The sequence below is a fragment of the Bradyrhizobium sp. AUGA SZCCT0169 genome (assembly GCF_018130085.1).
Taxonomy (GTDB): domain Bacteria; phylum Pseudomonadota; class Alphaproteobacteria; order Rhizobiales; family Xanthobacteraceae; genus Bradyrhizobium.
The window spans coordinates 139,072-156,478 of the sequence record NZ_JAFCMC010000004.1 but is presented as its reverse complement, the minus strand read 5'-3'; the positions used below and the strand labels follow the sequence as shown (position 1 = coordinate 156,478).

18 protein-coding genes and 1 pseudogene are annotated in these 17,407 nt (G+C 63.0%); 7 read left to right on the top strand and 12 right to left on the bottom strand.

Annotated elements, in window-relative coordinates:
* Positions 1 to 136 precede the first annotated feature (136 nt).
* Positions 137 to 1,381, bottom strand: a pseudogene (locus JQ609_RS34920) (serine hydrolase domain-containing protein); the annotation flags it as partial.
* Positions 1,382 to 1,837: 456 nt separating this feature from the next.
* Positions 1,838 to 1,987 (bottom strand): hypothetical protein, encoded by a 150-nt coding sequence (locus tag JQ609_RS06345; RefSeq protein WP_212272786.1) that lies wholly within the window; start codon positions 1,985 to 1,987, stop codon positions 1,838 to 1,840.
* Positions 1,988 to 2,000: 13 nt separating this feature from the next.
* On the opposite strand from JQ609_RS06345, the gene JQ609_RS06340 reads away from it, so the two are divergent.
* A complete protein-coding gene (locus JQ609_RS06340) occupies positions 2,001 to 2,615 on the top strand; it encodes an ABC transporter substrate-binding protein (protein ID WP_312014808.1) in 615 nt (204 codons plus the stop codon).
* 700 nt (positions 2,616 to 3,315) lie between these two features.
* On the opposite strand, the gene JQ609_RS06335 is transcribed toward JQ609_RS06340, so the two are convergent.
* The 6 genes from JQ609_RS06335 to JQ609_RS06315 form a co-directional block, all read right to left on the bottom strand.
* On the bottom strand, positions 3,316 to 3,459 hold the full coding sequence (locus JQ609_RS06335; RefSeq protein WP_212272487.1) for a hypothetical protein: 144 nt from the start codon (positions 3,457 to 3,459) through the stop codon (positions 3,316 to 3,318).
* Positions 3,460 to 4,230, bottom strand: a complete 771-nt coding sequence (locus JQ609_RS06330; protein ID WP_212272485.1) for an exodeoxyribonuclease III — start codon at positions 4,228 to 4,230, stop codon at positions 3,460 to 3,462. It abuts the gene before it with no gap.
* Between the two features lie 15 nt (positions 4,231 to 4,245).
* Positions 4,246 to 5,541 (bottom strand): alanine racemase, encoded by a 1,296-nt coding sequence (alr, locus tag JQ609_RS06325; protein WP_249127704.1) that lies wholly within the window; start codon positions 5,539 to 5,541, stop codon positions 4,246 to 4,248.
* A gap of 177 nt (positions 5,542 to 5,718) precedes the next feature.
* The gene (locus tag JQ609_RS06320) at positions 5,719 to 7,221 is read right to left on the bottom strand and encodes a replicative DNA helicase (protein ID WP_212272480.1); all 1,503 of its coding nucleotides are present in this window, start codon (positions 7,219 to 7,221) and stop codon (positions 5,719 to 5,721) included.
* 313 nt (positions 7,222 to 7,534) lie between these two features.
* Entirely contained in the window at positions 7,535 to 7,657 is a 123-nt protein-coding gene (locus JQ609_RS35485; RefSeq protein ID WP_283813416.1) for a hypothetical protein, read from the bottom strand.
* Positions 7,658 to 8,029: 372 nt separating this feature from the next.
* A complete protein-coding gene (locus tag JQ609_RS06315; protein ID WP_212207979.1) occupies positions 8,030 to 9,280 on the bottom strand; it encodes a cyclopropane-fatty-acyl-phospholipid synthase family protein in 1,251 nt (416 codons plus the stop codon).
* 501 nt (positions 9,281 to 9,781) lie between these two features.
* Between JQ609_RS06315 and JQ609_RS34915 the strand changes: the two genes are divergently transcribed.
* The 3 genes from JQ609_RS34915 (at position 9,782) to JQ609_RS06295 (ending at position 11,744) form a co-directional block, all read left to right on the top strand.
* Positions 9,782 to 10,513 carry a pentapeptide repeat-containing protein gene (locus tag JQ609_RS34915; protein WP_409411166.1) on the top strand — a complete coding sequence of 244 codons (732 nt, stop codon included), beginning with the start codon at positions 9,782 to 9,784 and terminating at the stop codon, positions 10,511 to 10,513.
* Positions 10,514 to 10,677: 164 nt separating this feature from the next.
* Positions 10,678 to 11,283 carry a TetR/AcrR family transcriptional regulator gene (locus JQ609_RS06300; RefSeq protein ID WP_212207982.1) on the top strand — a complete coding sequence of 202 codons (606 nt, stop codon included), beginning with the start codon at positions 10,678 to 10,680 and terminating at the stop codon, positions 11,281 to 11,283.
* The gene (locus tag JQ609_RS06295) at positions 11,280 to 11,744 is read left to right on the top strand and encodes a PaaI family thioesterase (protein WP_212272475.1); all 465 of its coding nucleotides are present in this window, start codon (positions 11,280 to 11,282) and stop codon (positions 11,742 to 11,744) included. Before JQ609_RS06300 ends, JQ609_RS06295 begins: the two co-directional genes overlap by 4 nt.
* A 53-nt stretch (positions 11,745 to 11,797) precedes the next feature.
* Here JQ609_RS06295 and rplI read toward each other — a convergent pair whose 3' ends face one another.
* The 4 genes from rplI to rpsF all read right to left on the bottom strand — a co-directional run bounded on the left by rplI (position 11,798) and on the right by rpsF (position 14,260).
* Positions 11,798 to 12,397 carry a 50S ribosomal protein L9 gene (gene rplI, locus JQ609_RS06290; protein WP_212207984.1) on the bottom strand — a complete coding sequence of 200 codons (600 nt, stop codon included), beginning with the start codon at positions 12,395 to 12,397 and terminating at the stop codon, positions 11,798 to 11,800.
* A 55-nt stretch (positions 12,398 to 12,452) separates the two neighbouring features.
* Complete coding sequence (locus JQ609_RS06285; RefSeq protein WP_212207985.1) at positions 12,453 to 13,424, bottom strand: hypothetical protein; 972 nt, start codon at positions 13,422 to 13,424, stop codon at positions 12,453 to 12,455.
* A 123-nt stretch (positions 13,425 to 13,547) separates the two neighbouring features.
* Complete coding sequence (gene rpsR / locus JQ609_RS06280) at positions 13,548 to 13,787, bottom strand: 30S ribosomal protein S18 (protein ID WP_002711478.1); 240 nt, start codon at positions 13,785 to 13,787, stop codon at positions 13,548 to 13,550.
* Positions 13,788 to 13,792: 5 nt separating this feature from the next.
* On the bottom strand, positions 13,793 to 14,260 hold the full coding sequence (rpsF, locus tag JQ609_RS06275) for a 30S ribosomal protein S6 (protein ID WP_192740693.1): 468 nt from the start codon (positions 14,258 to 14,260) through the stop codon (positions 13,793 to 13,795).
* Between the two features lie 329 nt (positions 14,261 to 14,589).
* Here rpsF and JQ609_RS06270 point away from each other — a divergent pair, with 329 nt between their 5' ends.
* The 3 genes from JQ609_RS06270 to fabD all read left to right on the top strand — a co-directional run bounded on the left by JQ609_RS06270 (position 14,590) and on the right by fabD (position 17,404).
* A complete protein-coding gene (locus JQ609_RS06270; RefSeq protein ID WP_212207987.1) occupies positions 14,590 to 15,321 on the top strand; it encodes a TetR/AcrR family transcriptional regulator C-terminal domain-containing protein in 732 nt (243 codons plus the stop codon).
* Positions 15,318 to 16,343, top strand: a complete 1,026-nt coding sequence (locus JQ609_RS06265) for a fatty acid desaturase family protein (protein WP_212207988.1) — start codon at positions 15,318 to 15,320, stop codon at positions 16,341 to 16,343. Before JQ609_RS06270 ends, JQ609_RS06265 begins: the two co-directional genes overlap by 4 nt.
* Positions 16,344 to 16,450: 107 nt before the next feature.
* Positions 16,451 to 17,404, top strand: a complete 954-nt coding sequence (fabD, locus tag JQ609_RS06260) for an ACP S-malonyltransferase (protein ID WP_212207989.1) — start codon at positions 16,451 to 16,453, stop codon at positions 17,402 to 17,404.
* Positions 17,405 to 17,407: the final 3 nt, after the last annotated feature.

The window sequence follows — 17,407 nt, the reverse complement described above, 5'->3', positions numbered from 1 at the left end:
ACTGTCCGAAATCATACTTTCCGACATAGTCGTCGAGCGCGGCAGCGCCGAGCGCAATCGGCCTAGCCGGCGGCGCAAAGCCGGCGGGTTCGGGCACGCGCAACGCGCCGTAGGTCAGATTGCGAAGGGCTGCCCGGTAGAGGTTGGCTTTGCTCGGGACGACCTGAATCATCAATACCGCGGCCAGATGTTCGGCTGGATCTGCCCAGAAGAAATTGCCCCACAAACCGTTCCAGCTATAGCTGCCGCTTGATCCGGGCACATTGCTGAAGTCCGGGTTGGTGCGAACCGCGAGGCCAAGCCCCCAGGTGGATCCGACCGATGGGCCCACGAAGTTCATCGCAAACCGGACATCCGACGGCAGGGAGTTCGTCGTCATCGACCGGACCGTTTCCGCTTTCAGGATCCGCGTTCCCTCCAGTTCGCCGCCATTGAGGAGCATCTGGCTGAACCGCAGATAGTCAGCGGCCGTAGAGACCAGTCCTCCGCCGCCAGAAAGCAGTTTGCGCGGCCTCGTTACGTCGAATTGCGGATTGCGTGGCTCCGGGGCGTCGACAAGGCGATCGATCTTGTCTGGCGGCACGTAGAAGCCGGTATCGAGCATGCGCAACGGTTTGAAGATCCTGTTCTCGAGAAAGGCGTCAAACGGCTGTCCCGAGATCACTTCGATGACTCGGGCCAGTACGTCGGTGCTCCAGCTGTACTCCCACACTTTGCCGGGCTGATGCGCGAGAGGGAGATTGCGAAGGCTTTTCACGAAATCATCGAGGGTTTTGTCGCGTGCGAAGACTGCGTTGGCTTAGAGCTGGTTGATCGGCGAGCCCAAAAATTGCGGCGGGTAGACCAGACCGGACGTATGTCGCAACAAATCACGCACAGTCATCGGGTGATGCTGGGCCTCAAGCGCGACGCTGGTCTTGCCGGTCGCCGCGTCAGATGTGGCGATGCCGACCTGCATGTTCGCCAATTCGGGCAAGTATGTCGTGACGGGCGCATCGAGCTCGAGCTTGCCTTCATCAACTAGAATTAGGACGGCAGCGCTGGTGACCGGCTTGGTCATGGACGCGATCCAGAAGATCGAATCTGATTTCATCGGCACGGACTTGGTGCGATCCTGAAAGCCGACGGCTTTCAGATAAGCGAGCTTGCCGCCTTTGGCGATTCCGACGACGGCGCCCGATAGATCGCCGGTATCCTTGCTGAGGAGGTCTGTCGCATCGACCCGGGCCTGATACCAGGCGCCAATGCGCTCAAGCCGCTCGGACGCGAAACCAACACTTTCGGGGTCATTTTCAGTCGTTAGCTCGGCAGCAAACGACGCAGTGGAAAGGACGGATCCTGTTGCAACGGCAATCGCGATGGCGAAGGTTTTGGACCTCATCAGGATCGGACCTCATCTCGTCTCCAAGGCGCCTATGCTCGCACGGTCCTTCGGCAGAGTCATGTTTCCTTGTGGCACTTTTGAGACATACGGACCGACCGTGACGATGTCCGCTCACCAGGGAAGACCGGAAGTAAGAGAGGCGGTCAGAACGACGCGCATGACCCATCTCGGACTGACGGTTATTTCGCCACTCACCCATTCAAAATTCCGAGTTACGGGTTCATAATGTGGCGGTAGCGCGCGCCGCGAGGTAACGAAATGAATCGCCGCGATTTTGCCACGCTTCTCGGCGGCTCGGTGGTAGCGTGGCCACTCGCAACCCGCGCGCAGCAACTAGCGGTGCCACGCGTCGGCTACGTCTGGAGCGGCGCCCGCGGGACGGACGTGTACAACCAGACCGGATTCCGTCAGGGACTTGCGGACCGGGGGTACGTCGTCGGGCGCAACCTCGTTTTAGAAGAACGCTACGCCGACGGAAAGCCGGAGCACGTGCCTGCGCTGATCGCCGAACTTCTCACGCTCAATGTCGATGTTCTCGTGACTCCAGGCACCCCCACTTCGCTGGCTGCGCAACGCAACATCCACGGTACCGATCGTCTGCATGAGTGGAGATCCCGTGAGAACGGGTCTTGTGGCAAGTCTTGCTCGACCGGGCGGCAACATCACCGGGCTGTCGCCGCTCTCCGGCGAATATGGCGTCAAGTGGCTGGAACTGCTGAAGGAGGCGGCACCGAAGGTGCATCGTGTCGCCGTGTTGTGGAATCCTGACAATCCGACGAATGCTAACCAAGTCGAACTCGTGCAGAAAGCGGCACCCGCGCTCGGTCTCGAGCTGATAGCGCTCCCGGTGCGGCCGGCGGACATCGAGAGCAGCTTCGCCGCTCTGGCAGACCCGGGCCTCGACGGCCTCATCGTCACCGACGATCCGTCTCTGATACCCCTCATCCCCCGGCTGATCGCGCTCACCGCAGAGCGGCGCTTGCCGGCGATCTATCCATTCAGCGACTCGGTCCGGCGAGGGGGGCTAATGTCATACTCGACCAACCTTTTCAAGCTATGGCAACGCGCCGCGGGCTATGTTGATCGCATACTCAAAGGGGCGCGCCCGGCGGAGCTTCCCGTCGAGCAAGCGACGGACATTACCCTGAATATCAACCTCAAGACCGCTAAGGCGCTCGGCCTCGACATTCCAAATACGCTGCTCGGCCGCGCCGACGAGGTGATCGAATAGCGATGACAATGCTGAGGTGCCTGAGTCCGTTCCTGGCACGAAACGGACCTGCCGAACCTCCCGATCCATGTCGGCTTTCGGGAGTCAAGCGGACGTAACGCCGACATCGCCAAACCGACGCGAATGACCCGCAACGGACATCATTCTACTTGCTTGTTTGCTGGGCAATCCGGATTGGATTAGAAAGGCACGGCGTAAGTGATTTTTGAGGCTGGCCAAAAAAAATGGAAAAGCAAACTATCTGGAGAACTGCCGCCGAGTTCGCGAGATACGCGTTGGCGATCTTGTTCTTCGCGGCCGGAATTTATTTTTTGCTCGCTATGCTCCAGAGTGCCTCGTATTCGGTGCCTGCTCCGCCTCTGATGTCTGAGATTTATAAGACGCGCGCCATACTTGCTTGGCCGATCGCTCTATTGTTCTTTTCTGTTGGGGTGCTGTTCTTCATCTGTCTTAAGCCAAGGCAGAAGTAGCCAAACCTGCTGCGGTGCATGCGTCCGCTGTTGGCCCAAAGCTGACATGACGGCAGCGTCGCGAAAGGTCCGCTGTTGAGGGAATAGCGGACATTGCGAGCGATCCGCGGGCGATCGTCTGCCGCGCGCAAGCTAGCGCAATCGCGCCGGACAAGGCTGGCCGGATAAGCCAAAGGGCGTTTTGCGGAATGGGGGGATGATGGATCTGTGCCGGTGATTTGCCCGACGTGTCAAAAGGTTTTCGCGGCCATGCCGGCGACCGCGGGCTGCTTTCGGGCGGCCTCGGCGTCATGCTGCGCCGAAAATTCAGCAGCGACTGCAAGAGGTTCCTTTCTTTGCATGGGGTTATTTTCGCGGTTTTTGTTTCCCGCCATCTACTTCAGCACGATCCACGCCGGCGCATGATCGCTGGCGCCGTCTTCGCCGCGGATCTTGCGGTCGACGCCGGCTTTCATCAAGCGCGGCGCCAGCACCGGGCTCAGCAGCAGATGATCGAGCCGCAGCCCGGCGTCGCGCGGCCAGCGGTTGCGCTTGTAGTCCCAGAACGTGAACATCTGACTTGACGGGTGCAGGGTGCGGATTGCGTCGGTCCAGCCTTGCGCCGTCAGCGCCTTGAACGCGGCGCGGCTTTTCGGCTGGATCAGCGCGTCCTTGTCCCATGATTTGGTCGGATAGATATCCAGTTCGGTCGGCGCGACATTGTAGTCGCCGGCCAGCACCACGGGGATATCCTGCCTGATGAATTTCGCGGCGTGCGAGCGCAACCGTTTGAACCAGTCGAGCTTGTAGTCGAATTTCGGCCCGGGCTGCGGATTGCCGTTCGGCAGATAGAGACTGGTGACGATGATGCCGCTCACGGCCGCTTCGATGTAGCGCGCCTCGTCATCCCCGGGGCCGCCGGGCAGGGCGGTCCGCGTCAGCACCGGCTCGGCGTTGCGCGCCAGGATGGCGACGCCGTTCCAGGTCTTCTGGCCGCGCCACACCGCGCCATAGCCGGCCTTCTCGATCGCAGCAGCCGGAAAATCGGCGTCGGCCGCTTTCAACTCCTGCAACGCCACGACATCGGGTTTTGCCGAACGCAGCCAGCGCAGCAAGTTGGACAGGCGGCGATTGACGTTGTTGATGTTGAAGGTCGCGATCTTCATGCCTGACAGGAATTGTCAGGTCGGCAGAGGAGGCGGGGCCTGGGCTGGCGCGGCGGCGGTTTCAGCGGTCGCGGGCACTGGTTCGATTGCCGGTGGTGTTGGCGCCGTTACCGACGGCGGCTCGGCCTTTGCGTCGCCGCCCTTGTAAATCCGCGCGTAACGCTTGCCGAGGCTGGTCAGCACTTCATAGCCGATGGTGCCGAAATGATGGGCGAGTTCATCGACCGTGATGCCTTCGCCAATCAGCGTCACCATGTGGCCACGGCGTACGGCGTTCTTTTCCAGATCGGTGACATCGACCGCCATCAGGTCCATCGACACGCGACCTGCGATCGGGCAGCGCTTGCCGGCGACCACCACCTCGGCGCCGCGGCTGCCGTCATTCGAGCTGGCGGCGCGGAAATAGCCGTCGGCATAGCCTGCGGAGACGATCGCGACCCGCGTCGGCCGTCGCGCGGTCCAGGTGCCGCCATAACCGACGGTCTCGCCCTTTTCCAGATTGCGGATCTGCACGATGCGCGCTTTCAATTCGACGACCGGCTGCATCGGATTGTCGGCTTCCGGTGTCGGGTTGATGCCGTAGACGGCGGCACCCGGCCGCACCAGTTCGAACTGGAACTGGGGGCCTAGGAACACGCCGGAAGAATTCGCCAGCGACGCCGGCACACCGGCAAAAAGGCTCGCGATTTCGCGGAAGGTCGTGAGCTGCTTGGCGTTGAGCGGGTTGTTGAGGAGTTCGGCGGAGGCGAGGTGGCTCATCACAAGCGTGATGCCGTGATCGCCGGCATTGATGCGCGGAATGATACCCTGCGCCTCGGTCACGGTCAGGCCGAGCCGGTTCATGCCGGTGTCGATGTGGATGGCCGCCCCCCCGGACCAGCCGGAGCGGCGGCAGAACACGTCCCATTCGGCGAGTTCGTTGAGATCGCCGATCACGGGCTTGCAATCGAGCTTGGCGTAGGCGTCGCCGGTGTTCTGGAAGAAGCCGTCGAGCGTATAAATCGTTGCGGTGGGCAGAGCCGCGCGGAGCACGCGCGCTTCATCGAGGGTCGCGACGAAGAATGTCTTGCAGCCGGCGTTGGCCAGCGCGCGCCCGACCTGTTCGGCGCCGCAGCCATAGGCGTCCGCTTTCACCACGCCGGCGCATTCGGCCGGCACCGCGGTCTTTTCGAGCTTGCGCCAGTTGGCGACGATGGCGTCGAGATCGACGGTCAGCACGCCGGTGGCGCTCGCCAGCGCGGCAGCCTGGTTCGCCTCGGGCGAGAGAAGGGTGCTGGCCGGGATGGATTTGGGGTCGGATGCGATGTTCATGCCGCATTTTACGCGGGCGAACGCCATGGTTCAACCGCGCAGAAGGCGGGACTGGGGCACTGGTCGGTCCTGATTGATCAGAACCGATCGCGCTCCAGATTCTTGTTTTGACCTGTTTTCTTCACGCGAACCCGGCAGCACCCCGGATCAGGTCCGATGCTTCGCTGGAAACCGCGCTTAGGGCCCGCGGTAGGGTAGATTATCCCCTTCGGCGAAATCGCTAAACCGCGTGAACTGCCCTTCGAATTGCAGTTGGACTGTACCCGTCGGTCCGTGGCGCTGCTTGGCGATGATGACCTCGGCCTTGCCGTGCGCAAGCTCCATGTCGAGCTTCCATTTCTCGTGCTCGGGTGTGCCGATTTTGGGTTCCTTGTTCTGCAAATAGTATTCTTCGCGGTACACGAAAATCACGACGTCGGCGTCCTGTTCGATCGAACCGGATTCACGCAAGTCGGCCAGTTGCGGGTGCTTGTCGTCGCGGCTTTCGACCTGGCGCGAGAGCTGCGACAGCGCGATCACGGGGATATTGAGCTCCTTGGCGAGCGCCTTCAGGCTGGTGGTGATTTCCGTGACTTCCTGCACGCGGTTGTCATTGCCTTTCTTGCCGGAGCCCTGCAGCAGCTGGATGTAGTCGACCACGATGATGTCGAGGCCCTTCTGCCGCTTCAGCCGCCGCGCGCGCGCCGTCAATTGCGAGATCGAAAGGCCGCCCGTTTCGTCGACGAACAGCGGCAAGTGCTCGAGCTTGATGGTGTAGTCGCGGATCCTGTCGAATTCGTCCTGTTTGATCCCGCCGCGGCGGATCATGCTGGACGCAATGCCGGTTTGTTCGGCCAGAATACGGGTGGCGAGCTGTTCGGCGGACATTTCGCAGGAGAAGAAGCCGACAACGCCGCCATTGACCGCCTTCATGGTGCCGTCGGCCTGGATTTCCGGCTGGTACGCCTCGGCGATGTTATAGGCGATATTGGTGGCAAGCGCGGTCTTGCCCATGCCGGGACGTCCGGCGACGATGATCAAGTCCGACCGCTGCAGGCCGCCCATCTTGGAGTCGAGATCGCGGAGGCCAGTTGAAATGCCGGACAATTTTCCGTCGCGCTGATAGGCGTTGGCCGCCATATCGAGCGCGGTCTTCATCGCCTGCGCGAAACGCTGGAAGCCGCCGTCGTAACGGCCGGACTCCGCCAGCTCGTAGAGCTGGCGTTCGGCGTCCTCGATCTGCGCGCGCGGGGCAAAATCCACCGGCGCGTCGAACGCGACGTTGACCATGTCCTCGCCGATCCGAATCAGATCGCGGCGCAGAGACATGTCATAGATCGTTCGGCCGTAGTCCTGCGCGTTGATGATGGTGGTGGCCTCGGCCGCGACACGGGCGAGGTATTGCCCAACCGTCATGCCGCCAATGTCGGTCTCGGCAGGCAGGAAGGTTTTCAAGGTTACGGGCGTCGCAACCTTTCCCATCCGGATCAGGCTGCTGGCGGTCTCGTAAATCGCCTGATGGATCGGTTCGAAGAAATGCTTCGGCTCAAGGAAGTCCGAAACCCGGTAGAACGCGTCGTTGTTCACCAGGATCGCGCCCAGCAGACTCTGTTCGGCTTCGATATTGTGCGGCGCACTCCGATAGGCCGGAGTTCCCGCGTCGGGGGCGAGTTTCAGAATGTTCGAATCAGTCAGCGCCATGCTCGGAATTGTTCTTCGGATTTGGGTCGGTATTTGGGATGCCGGATTGGGGTGGCGATAAAGCGCTCCCCTCGTGCCGGGCGGAAGTACCTACATGCCTTATGCCCGATTCACACAAGCGAGATGTGAATCACCGTCGGTCGTTGCGGCATTGCACTTGACGGATTTTGGCCAAAGCCGTGCTACGGCCGCTCGGTACCGCCGCATTCACGAAAATGTTTGGAAAGCTGTTAGGGCCGCCTGAACCTTGTCGCCAGTTGGACAGACCTAACCAGGCTGCGGAGGTCATCCGGGCCGCGATGTTAGCGATTGATCAAGCCAGGATGAGAAAGATCAACGCGATCAGCGCCGAGCCTATGCCGGTCGCGATCAAGGCGTAATCGACGATGAGATCGGCGCGAGGGACGAGCGAGGTTGAGTAGGTTTTCTGGGCCATTCAGTAGTTTTACGGCAACCGGCCGGCGAACTCTGTGAACCAGATCACATCCGCGGGACTTTCTGGCCGGCATCCTGGTCGAGGAATTCGGGAACGGGTTTTAGGCTTTCGGGTTGGTTAAGACACGGGATCAAGGACAAGACGATGGGTCAACAGCTCGGTACATGGCGATCAGGAGGCGACCAGCGCGCTTGGTTGTCGATGCTGATCGACACCATGGAACTTGTCTCGCGCCCGGAATCGCGTGCTGTGCCCTGCGATATCGACGTATTGGACGCTTTGCGTGCGCAACTCGCGCGCCCGGCAACTGCCGGAATAGCCTACGGCTCGGGCTACAGCCTCCGAAACTAAGACATTCAGCTCAAAATCGGCCTACTCGCCCGCGATTTGCAGCCGCGGCTGCTTTCCCGTTTCGATTCCGCGCAGCCGCGCCTCTTCACGCGCGATGTAGTCGCGCGTCATCGGGACGATGCCCTGGCGCTTGGTGAGCTGGATCTGGAAATTCATCAGGTTCTGCTTGCGGAACGACATCTCCGACGCGGCCAGGTAGAATTCCCACATTCGGGCGAAGCGTTCGTCGTAAAGCCGTACAGCCTCTTCGCGCCGCGCCATGAAGCGCTCGCGCCAGGCTTTCAGCGTCTCCGCATAGTGCAGCCGAAGGATTTCGATATCACAGACCAGAAGCCCGGCGCTCTCGATCGCCGGCATCACTTCGGACATCGCGGGGATGTAGCCACCCGGGAAAATATACTTGGTGATCCAGGGGCTGGTCACGTCGGGGCCGGTCGAGCGGCCGATCGAGTGCAGCACGATGATCCCGTCGTCGCTGAGCAACTCGGCGCATCGCTTGAAGAAGGTTTCATAAAACCCGACGCCGACATGCTCGAACATCCCGACCGACACGATCCGGTCGAACGGACCGGGAATGTCGCGGTAGTCGCTGAGCAGGAATTTCGCCTGATGGCCCAGCTTTTTCTCCCCGGCGCGGGCGTTCGCGACCTGCAATTGCTCGGTCGAGAGCGTGATGCCGGTAACATCGGCGCCGGTCATCTCGGCCAGATAGAGCCCAAGCCCGCCCCAGCCCGAGCCGATGTCGAGCACGCGGTCGCCGCGCCCGATTCGGAGCTTGGCGGCGAGGTGGCGCTTCTTGGCCAACTGGGCATCATCCAGCATGGCATCCGGCGTCTCGAAGTAGGCGCAGCTATATTGTTTGTCGGCGTCCAGGAAGAGCGAGTAGAGCCGCCCGTCGAGATCATAATGATGCGCGACATTGTTTCGTGACCTGCCGCGCCAGTTGAACTGACTGATGTGCCGGGCGAGATAGCGCATCCACCATTGCAGCCGTGCCCATTGCGGCACCATGGCCGGCTGATCGAGCAGGATCGCCAGCGCGTCTGCGATCGAGCCATTTTCGACCACGAACGTGCCGTCCATATAGGCTTCGCCCAGCGCCAGTTCGGGATTGAGGAGGATCCGCCGTTCGGTGCGCCGGCTCAGAAACCGGGCCGATACCGGCCACCCGGTGCCGTCGCCGCAGGTAAATGTGGTCCCGCTCGCGGCCGTGAATGTCATCGTGCCGCGGCGGATGAACTGTCCCAGGAAATAACGCAACAAACGATCCATCAAAGCACCAATGGAACGACCGGCCCGTTACAACCGACGCACGGCGGGAACAAAGGTTCCAATGTGCGTCATCAGATCATAGTTGTGATCAGCCCGACGCGCTAGGGCCTTGGAGTCAAAGCGGATATTCCCAAATGTGGAGATCACGCAGTTGCGTCACAAGTGAGCTTCCATTCGTAGGATAATCGGCTAAAAGGTGGACCGCCGCCGGCGGTGTGCGACGCTGGAAGCGATTCCAATTGGAGAAGCAGGGAATGTTGAGCCGAGCGCTCAGTCTGGCGACGGTGACGCTTCTGGTCGGCTGTCTCACGGCGGGGGCTGAAAACCTGGACTCCGGCAAGACCCCTTCCCAGCTCTTCTCAGGCACCTGCGCCGCCTGCCACAAGAGCCCTCGCGGCCTGTTGAAGAACGTGTCGCCGTCGTCGCTGCCCGGCTTCCTGCGCCAGCACTACACCACCAGCGGCGAGATGGCCGGGGTGCTCGCTTCGTTCCTGATATCGAATGGCGCGGCCGACGCGCGCTTTCAGAGCAAGGATCAGCCGAAGACCGATGCGGCAAAGGGCGCCAAGCAAGAGGCTGCCAGGCCGGATCAGCCCGGCCGTCGGCAACATCCCGCCGCGACGCAAGAGGCGTCCCGGCCCGACGCCGATGGCCTCACGCCGCAAGGCCCCGGACGCGACGGCAAGCGACGGCCGGGCCAGCAGCCGCCCGATGCCGCAAGGCCTGCCGATGGCCAGACGCCGCAGGCCGCGACCGACAGCAAAACGGGCGCCAAGCAGAAGCTCGGCAAGCGTGGCAAACCTGCCGAAGAGCCGCCGAAACCGGACGAGGCGGCCAAGGAAGAAGCCAAGCACGAAACCGCCAAGGTGGATGCCGGCGAAAAGCCTGAAGCCGCCAAGCCGGTGGGCGAGGGCATCTCTGACCCGAGCAAGTCTGAAACGGGCAAACCTGAAACAGGCAAATCTGAAGCAGAAGCAAGCAAGTCTGAAGCGAGCAAGCCTGAATCAGCCAAGTCCGAGACCGCCAAGGTCGATGCGCCCAGGGAAACCGGCGGCAGCGAATCAACGCCGCTGCGGCCTGATCCAGTCCCGCCGGTCACGCCCGCGCCAGCGGCCGCCGCACCGACCCCGAGCGGTACATCAGAACCAGCCGCGATCCCGAAAGAGCCAGCCGCGATCCCAAGCCCATCGGCGCCTGCCGCAGCAACTGCGCCGGCCACTCCGTCCGAAGTGACGGCATCTGCGCCGCCGCCTCCACCGCCGATTGCGCCGGCCGGGCCGCCCGCACCACCCATTTCTCAATAGTCTACCGACCCAACTTTCCTCGCTGATCTTGCTCGATCAATTCTAGAGTAATACTCTAGAGTATTGGTCTACTCGGAATGCGGGGTTGGCGTAGTGACCACGGCGCGCGAGGATCTGCTGGCGGCGGGATTGGCGGTGTTCGACCGCGACGGCTTTGAGGGCGCAACCGTGGCCGCCATTCGAACCCGTGCGCGCGCGTCCAACGGCAGCTTCTTCCATTTCTTCGGATCGAAGAAGGAACTGGCCGGCACGCTGTTCCTGGAAATCCTCGGCCGCTATCACGCCGCGGTACTCGCTGGGATCGACGAATCCTGCGGTGCCAGGCAAGGCGTGGCGCGGCTGATTCATGCGCATCTTGACTGGGTCGTGAACAACCGGCGCGAGGCGCGTTATCTGTTCGAGATTTCGCGCAGCGAATGGACCGAAGAAATCCGTGGTGCGCAGCGCGCGCAGAATTCGCGTCTCGCCGAGGCCGTCGAGCGCTGGCGCGCGCCGCTGATCGCGCGCGGCGAATTGCTGCCGATGACGGCGACCTTGTTCTTCAGTCAGATCATCGGTCCTGCGCAGATCTTCTGTCGCGCCTGGTTGTCGGGCCGCGACCGCGCCGATCCCAGGGACCACGCCGACACTCTGATCGCCTGCGCCACCCGTGCGGTGGTCGCCATTGATGCCGGCCACAGGACAGGAGAGACCCCATGATCACCAATACCGATCCGGAGTTCGCGCCGATCGCCACACGCATCCGCGATAATGTCGGCCGCCAGGGTTTTATGACCCATGTCGGCGCCGAACTGTCCGAACTGACGCGCGGTTCCTGCACGCTCGAGGTCGACCGGCGGCCCGAGCTGTTGCAGCAGCACGGCCTGTTTCATGGCGGCGTCACCGCCTTTCTGGTCGACAATGCGACCACCATCGCGGCTGCAACCTCACGCGGCCAGGCGGCGCTCACAGCGGAGTATAAATTGAATCTGTTGTCGCCGGCGGTGGGCGAGCGGCTGATCTGCCGGGCGCGGGTGATCAAGCCCGGACGTCAGGTCGCGGTGGTCGCGGCCGATGTCTATTGCCTCACCCACGGCGTCGAAAAGCACACCGCAACGGCGCTGGCCTCGATCGCGATGCTCGACGAGAAAGCGGCGGCACGAATCCAAAGCCCGGCCTGATCGGCCGGGCTTGGTTCTCACATAAACAGACGCGCGATAAAGAAAGCCGCGCGTTACTTCTCGGTCGCAGCCGGGGCCGGCGCTTCGTCGTCGTGCTGGGCTTCCGGATCGAAGAACTCGCCGGCGGCGGCCAGCGCCTCGGCGGCGGCGTCCTGATCTTCCTGACGGCTCGAGATGTCCTCGCCGCGGTTGATGCGCTCGGCTTCATCGGCGCTGCGTGCAACCGTGACGCTGACGCTGACTTCGACTTCGGGGTGCACGGCAATGGCGATCGAGTGCTTGCCGATGGTCTTGATCGGCGCGTCCAGCATGACCTGGCTGCGGCTGATGATGACGCCGTCGGCCTCGAAGGAGGCGATGATGTCGCGCACGCTGACCGAACCGAACAACTGGCCGGTTTCGGAGGCCTGGCGCAGCACGACCACGTTGCGGTCGTTGATCTTCTCCGCGACCTTGGTGGCTTCGCCCTTGGCCTTGAGGTTGTTGGCCTCGAGCTCGGCCTTCATGCCGTCGAACTTGGCGCGATTGTCCGACGTGGCGCGCAGCGCCTTGCCGCGCTTGAGCAGAAAGTTGCGGGCAAATCCGTCCCTGACTTTGACGACTTCGCCCATCTGACCAAGCTTGGCGACGCGTTCCAGCAAAATGACTTCCATATTCGTTCTCCTTTTGAAGTGGTGATGATCCGGTTTGAGTGGATGGGTGGAATGGTTAGGCTGCAGGCACCGGCGGCGGTCTGCCGCGCATGAAGCGTTGGCGAAATCCGAATACCGCGTCGGCGAGGCCAAGCACGACCAACGCCAGTACCGGCCAGCCGAACACCACGACGACGGCATAGGCGCAGGACAGCCAGAACGCGCGGCCATTCAGCGCCAGTGTCAGCGTGTGCAGCACGGCAAAGCCGATGATGGCGTAAGCCATCAACAAGGCGGTGGCCGTGATCTGCGCGAACAACGCTAGGAGTCCGCCGACGAAACAGAACGCCAGTGCGACCGACAGCGCGACCAGCGTCATTGGCGGCAACTCCGCGCTCTTCAGGTCCGGCCACGGCCGGTGCAGGCGGCCGGAGGTCGCGGTGATCTTGCCGGCGAGCCAGAGATTGAGCGTCAGCGTCATCATGGCAACGATGGCGGCTGCCGGCGGCGCGATGATTGCGAGCGCACTAACCCACCGCTCGGTGTCACCTGATGGCGCGGCATTGCGGGGCGTCAGAATTCGCATCAGGCCGCGTTTCAGTGACGCCGTGATCGCCTCGGCGTCGCTGCCGAGCGTCAGCATGGCGGTGATCGTGGTCAGCATCGCAAAGCCTGCAATCCACAGCAGGATGCGGCCGACCGGATACCATTCCATCGCAGGCGCGGCAGGCGGGGCGTCATTGCCGGCTTCCTCGGCGGGCAGCGGCCGTCCGAGCAGCGCGAGATGGCCGAGCCACCAGGCGGGCAGGGCGACGGTGATGACAAAGGCGATGCAATAGGGCAGGCCGAACATCAGACCGAGGCCCGAGGCCGCGGCGATGCCGCCGATCGTGGCCGCAAGCGGTCCCCATCCAAGCGCTGCTACCATCAGCGGCAGCGGGGCCAGATAGAACAACAGCAATGAGATCAGCGCGCCCGAGATGATCGAAGCGAACATCAGCGCCGACGCAGAGCCGGCCGCAAGCGCAATGAGTATGATCACGATCATCAGCTGTCCCGCTCCTTTCGAGCGGTTAGAGGTCTTTGGACCCCAACCATCGGCGACCGGACGACCCGGAAGCCTTATGAAAAGTCGCGATCGGCGGCACAGATGCCGCCGATCGAAATCGTCTTAGCGAATAACGTAAGGCAGCAAGCCGAGGAACCGCGAGCGCTTGATGGCGCGGGCGAGTTCACGCTGCTTCTTGGCGGAGACGGCCGTGATGCGGCTCGGCACGATCTTGCCGCGCTCGGAAACGTAACGCATCAGCAGCTTGGAATCCTTGTAGTCGATCTTCGGCGCATTCGGACCCGTGAACGGGCAGGTCTTGCGGCGGCGGAAAAACGGACGGCGTGCACCAGCTTCAGCCATGATTCTTACTCCTCTACCGCTGCGTCTTCATCGCGCGGACGGCGCGGCCCGCGGTCGCCCCGGAAGCCACCGCCTTCGCGATCGCCACGGAAGCCGCCTTCGCGGTCACCACGGAAACCACCGCCACGATCGTCGCGCTCGCGGTCACGATCGGCCTTGCGCATCATGGCTGACGGACCTTCCTCGTGCTCTTCGACGCGGACGGTGAGATAGCGGATGACGTCTTCGCTGATCCGCTCCTGCCGCTCGATCTCGGTGACCGCAGCGGAGGGCGCATCGATGTTCATCAGCACGAAATGTGCCTTGCGATTCTTGTTCATGCGATAGGTGAGGGAGCGCACGCCCCAGTTCTCGGTCTTGGTGATCTTGCCGCCGAGCCCTTCGACGATGCCCGTCATCTGGGTGGTCAGCTCTTCGACCTGCTGGGTGCTCGCATCCTGACGCGCGAGAAAAACATGCTCATAAAGAGGCATGGGTGTCCTTTCCTGTGTTGGCGCGGTTCCCGGCGGCAAGCCCTTCGAGACCTTCGGAAAGGACTCGATAATGCTCAGAAGGCGGAAGCACGGGACGACGGGCCAACTGGCCCTGCCACATCAACATCGCCGAAAGGTGAGATTGCTGAGACCGTCCGTTCAGCTCCCGGCCGGGATCCACGGATGCGCGGTTTATAGAGATTTTGAGCCCGCTGGCAAGCGTTGATGCGGGGATTTGGCCGGGTTGATGCCCTGGCCGACCGCCGCCTCCAAGGGCCTCGTTGACATATTTGTTTGTATATCATACAAATAACGGACAAGAGGGCAAAATGGCTCCCAAAATGGTTTCCGATCCCGTCGAAACCGCTCAGGCACTGGCCGGCGATCCCAAGCACGCCGTCCGCGCCACGCGTTCGGCCGGACGCCAGATGCGCTCCCGCCTGCTGGATGGCGCCAGCCGCCTGTTCAAGGAACGGGGCCTGTCAGGCACCTCGATCTCGGACATCGCCGCCGCTGCCGACGCGTTTCCGAGCCAGATCACCTACTACTTCCGCACCAAGGAAGCGCTGTTCGTCGAGGCCGCCTGCCGCGACATGCTCTATGTCGCCCGTGCGGCCGAGCAGGCGGCGCTGTCGGCGCACACGCCGCGCGACTACACGCGCGCGCTGGTCGAGAGCGTGACGTCAACGGATTCGGTCGCCTTCTTTGCCGAGGCGCTGACGCTGACGCGCCGCCGCCAGGATCTCGCGCCGCTGGTCGAGCGCACCATCGAACGGCTGCACGGAGAGGGGCTCCGGGCCTATTCGAACCAGATCGAACGGCACGGCTGGAGCACGCTGCGCGATCCCGACGCGACCTCGCGGCGATTCTGGGCGGTCGCGATCGGCGTGATGGTCGAGGGCTATGCCATGGGCCGTTCGGCCGACGAATTATCCGCCGAGATGCTGCGCGTGCTGGGCGAGCAGGCGACCACGAAATCGGCCGGCGACGGCGGCCGCCTGCGCCTCGTCGGCAATCCCACATCAGCTTCAGATTCACCCGAAGGGGAGACACCGTCATGACAGCGCTTCGCATGCGTGCCCGTGATTTCCTAAGCGAAGATGAATTGATCGCCGTGCGCCGGCGCTCGACATGGAAAGGCGTCGCCCTGATCGCGCATGCCTGGGCATTGATCATCGGCTCGATCGCGCTGGTGGCCTGGTGGCCCAATCCGCTGACCTTTCTGCTGGCGGTCGGCATCATCGGCTCGCGCCAGCTCGGGCTTGCGATCCTGATGCATGACGGCGCGCATGGCTGTCTGTCGGCCGACGAGAAAGCCAATCTGACCCTGAGCCAGTGGTTCTGCGCCTATCCGGTCTTTGCCGAGACCCGCGCCTATCGCCGCTATCATCTGCAGCATCATGCGCGCACCCAGCAGGAGGACGATCCCGATCTCATTCTGTCGGCGCCGTTTCCGATCACGAAGATGAGTTATCGCCGCAAATTCCTGCGCGATATCACCGGCCAGACCGGTTATCAGCAGCGCAAGGCGCAATTGCTCAACGCGCTCGGCCCGGCGGAATGGCCGCTGTCGCAGCGCGCGGCGCACTTCTGGGAAAAGCTCGGCCCGCAATGCGCGGTCAATGCGGCGATGTTCGCAGGGCTCGCCGTCGCCGGCGTGTGGTGGGCCTATCCGCTGTTATGGCTCCTGCCGCTCTTGACCTGGCAGATGGTGATCACCCGCATCCGCAATATCGCCGAGCATGCCGTGGTGCCCGACAGCAGCGATCCCTTGCGCAACACCCGCACCACCCATGCAGGTTTCCTCGAGCGGCTGTTCATCGCGCCCTATTACGTGAACTATCACCTTGAGCATCATCTGCTGTTCTACGTGCCCTGCTACAACCTGCCGCGCGTCCACCGCATTCTCAGCCAAAGCCGGCATGCCGATCGCATGGAGGTGCAGCCGAACTATGCTGCGGTGCTGCGCCTTGCGACCGCGAAGCCGAACCAGCAGGATCGCCCGGGCCAGCTGGTGAGCAGCGCACGCCGCGCGCGGGCCGGAGCCGAGGTCGGCGGCGATCAGAAGGCCGGCGGCTTCTAGCCCAAAGCGTCTGAAAGGCCGTTGAAGGGCCTTGCGATTCCGCAACGCGGCTTGACATCCCGGGCTCGGTCAGTGTCTTACGGCCCCATCTTGATGAGGGAGTGCCGATGACGGCTGCATTTACATTTCCGGGGCAGGGTTCCCAAGCGGTCGGCATGGGCAAGGCCCTGGCGGAAGCCTTTCCGGCCGCGCGGGCGGTATTCGACGAGGTCGATGCGGCGCTTGGCGAAAAGCTGACCGCGATCATCTGGGAGGGGCCTGCCGAAACCCTTCAGCTCACCGAAAATGCCCAGCCGGCGCTGATGGCGGTCTCGATCGCGACCTTGCGGGTGCTGGAGAGCGAGGCCGGATTCTCGGTCGGGCGGGACGCTGCCTTCGTGGCCGGTCACTCGCTCGGCGAATATTCGGCGCTGGCCGCGGCCGGCAGCCTCAGTATCAGCGATACCGCGCGTCTGCTCCGCACCCGCGGCCTTGCGATGCAAAAGGCCGTGCCGGTCGGCGTCGGCGCCATGGCGGCATTGCTCGGCCTCGATTATGAGGCGGCGGTGGCTGTAGCGGCTGAAGCTGGGCAAGGTCAGGTCTGCCAGGCCGCCAATGACAATGGCGGCGGGCAGGTGGTGGTCTCCGGCGACAAGGCCGCGGTCGAACGCGCGCTTGAAATCGCAAAGACAAAGGGCGCCAAGCGCGCGATGCTGCTGCCGGTGTCCGCGCCGTTCCATTGCAAGCTGATGCAGCCCGCGGCCGACGCCATGGCGAAGGCGCTGGTCGATGTGACGATCAAGGCGCCGGCTTCGCCGCTGGTGTCGAACGTGCTGGCCGCGCCGATCACCGATCCCGACGAGATCAGGCGCCGCCTGATCGAGCAGGTCACCGGCACCGTGCGGTGGCGCGAGTCGGTCGCCTACATGGCGGGTCACGGTGTCACGCGGTTTTTCGAGATCGGCGCCGGCAAGGTGCTGAGCGGGCTGGTCAAGCGCATCGCCGACGGTGCCGTTGGCGTATCCGTCGGTGGGCCCGGCGACATTGCCGCCGCCAAGGATGCATTGGCGGCTTCGAAGTAAGCT

Excerpts from the sequence above, each read along its gene's own strand:
- fabD (WP_212207989.1), top strand. The coding sequence starts at position 16,451 with ATGACGGCTGCATTTACATTTCCGGGGCAGGGTTCCCAAGCGGTCGGC.
- rpsF (WP_192740693.1), bottom strand. The coding sequence starts at position 14,260 with ATGCCTCTTTATGAGCATGTTTTTCTCGCGCGTCAGGATGCGAGCACC.
- rpsR (WP_002711478.1), bottom strand. The coding sequence starts at position 13,787 with ATGGCTGAAGCTGGTGCACGCCGTCCGTTTTTCCGCCGCCGCAAGACC.
- alr (WP_249127704.1), bottom strand. The coding sequence starts at position 5,541 with ATGAACATCGCATCCGACCCCAAATCCATCCCGGCCAGCACCCTTCTC.
- JQ609_RS34915 (WP_409411166.1), top strand. The coding sequence starts at position 9,782 with ATGGCGCGGCCGACGCGCGCTTTCAGAGCAAGGATCAGCCGAAGACCG.
- JQ609_RS06285 (WP_212207985.1), bottom strand. The coding sequence starts at position 13,424 with ATGATCGTGATCATACTCATTGCGCTTGCGGCCGGCTCTGCGTCGGCG.
- JQ609_RS06295 (WP_212272475.1), top strand. The coding sequence starts at position 11,280 with ATGATCACCAATACCGATCCGGAGTTCGCGCCGATCGCCACACGCATC.
- JQ609_RS06265 (WP_212207988.1), top strand. The coding sequence starts at position 15,318 with ATGACAGCGCTTCGCATGCGTGCCCGTGATTTCCTAAGCGAAGATGAA.
- JQ609_RS06330 (WP_212272485.1), bottom strand. The coding sequence starts at position 4,230 with ATGAAGATCGCGACCTTCAACATCAACAACGTCAATCGCCGCCTGTCC.
- JQ609_RS06270 (WP_212207987.1), top strand. The coding sequence starts at position 14,590 with ATGGCTCCCAAAATGGTTTCCGATCCCGTCGAAACCGCTCAGGCACTG.
- JQ609_RS06345 (WP_212272786.1), bottom strand. The coding sequence starts at position 1,987 with ATGCAGACGATCGGTACCGTGGATGTTGCGTTGCGCAGCCAGCGAAGT.
- JQ609_RS06335 (WP_212272487.1), bottom strand. The coding sequence starts at position 3,459 with ATGGCGGGAAACAAAAACCGCGAAAATAACCCCATGCAAAGAAAGGAA.
- rplI (WP_212207984.1), bottom strand. The coding sequence starts at position 12,397 with ATGGAAGTCATTTTGCTGGAACGCGTCGCCAAGCTTGGTCAGATGGGC.
- JQ609_RS06315 (WP_212207979.1), bottom strand. The coding sequence starts at position 9,280 with ATGGATCGTTTGTTGCGTTATTTCCTGGGACAGTTCATCCGCCGCGGC.
- JQ609_RS06320 (WP_212272480.1), bottom strand. The coding sequence starts at position 7,221 with ATGGCGCTGACTGATTCGAACATTCTGAAACTCGCCCCCGACGCGGGA.
- JQ609_RS35485 (WP_283813416.1), bottom strand. The coding sequence starts at position 7,657 with ATGGCCCAGAAAACCTACTCAACCTCGCTCGTCCCTCGCGCCGATCTC.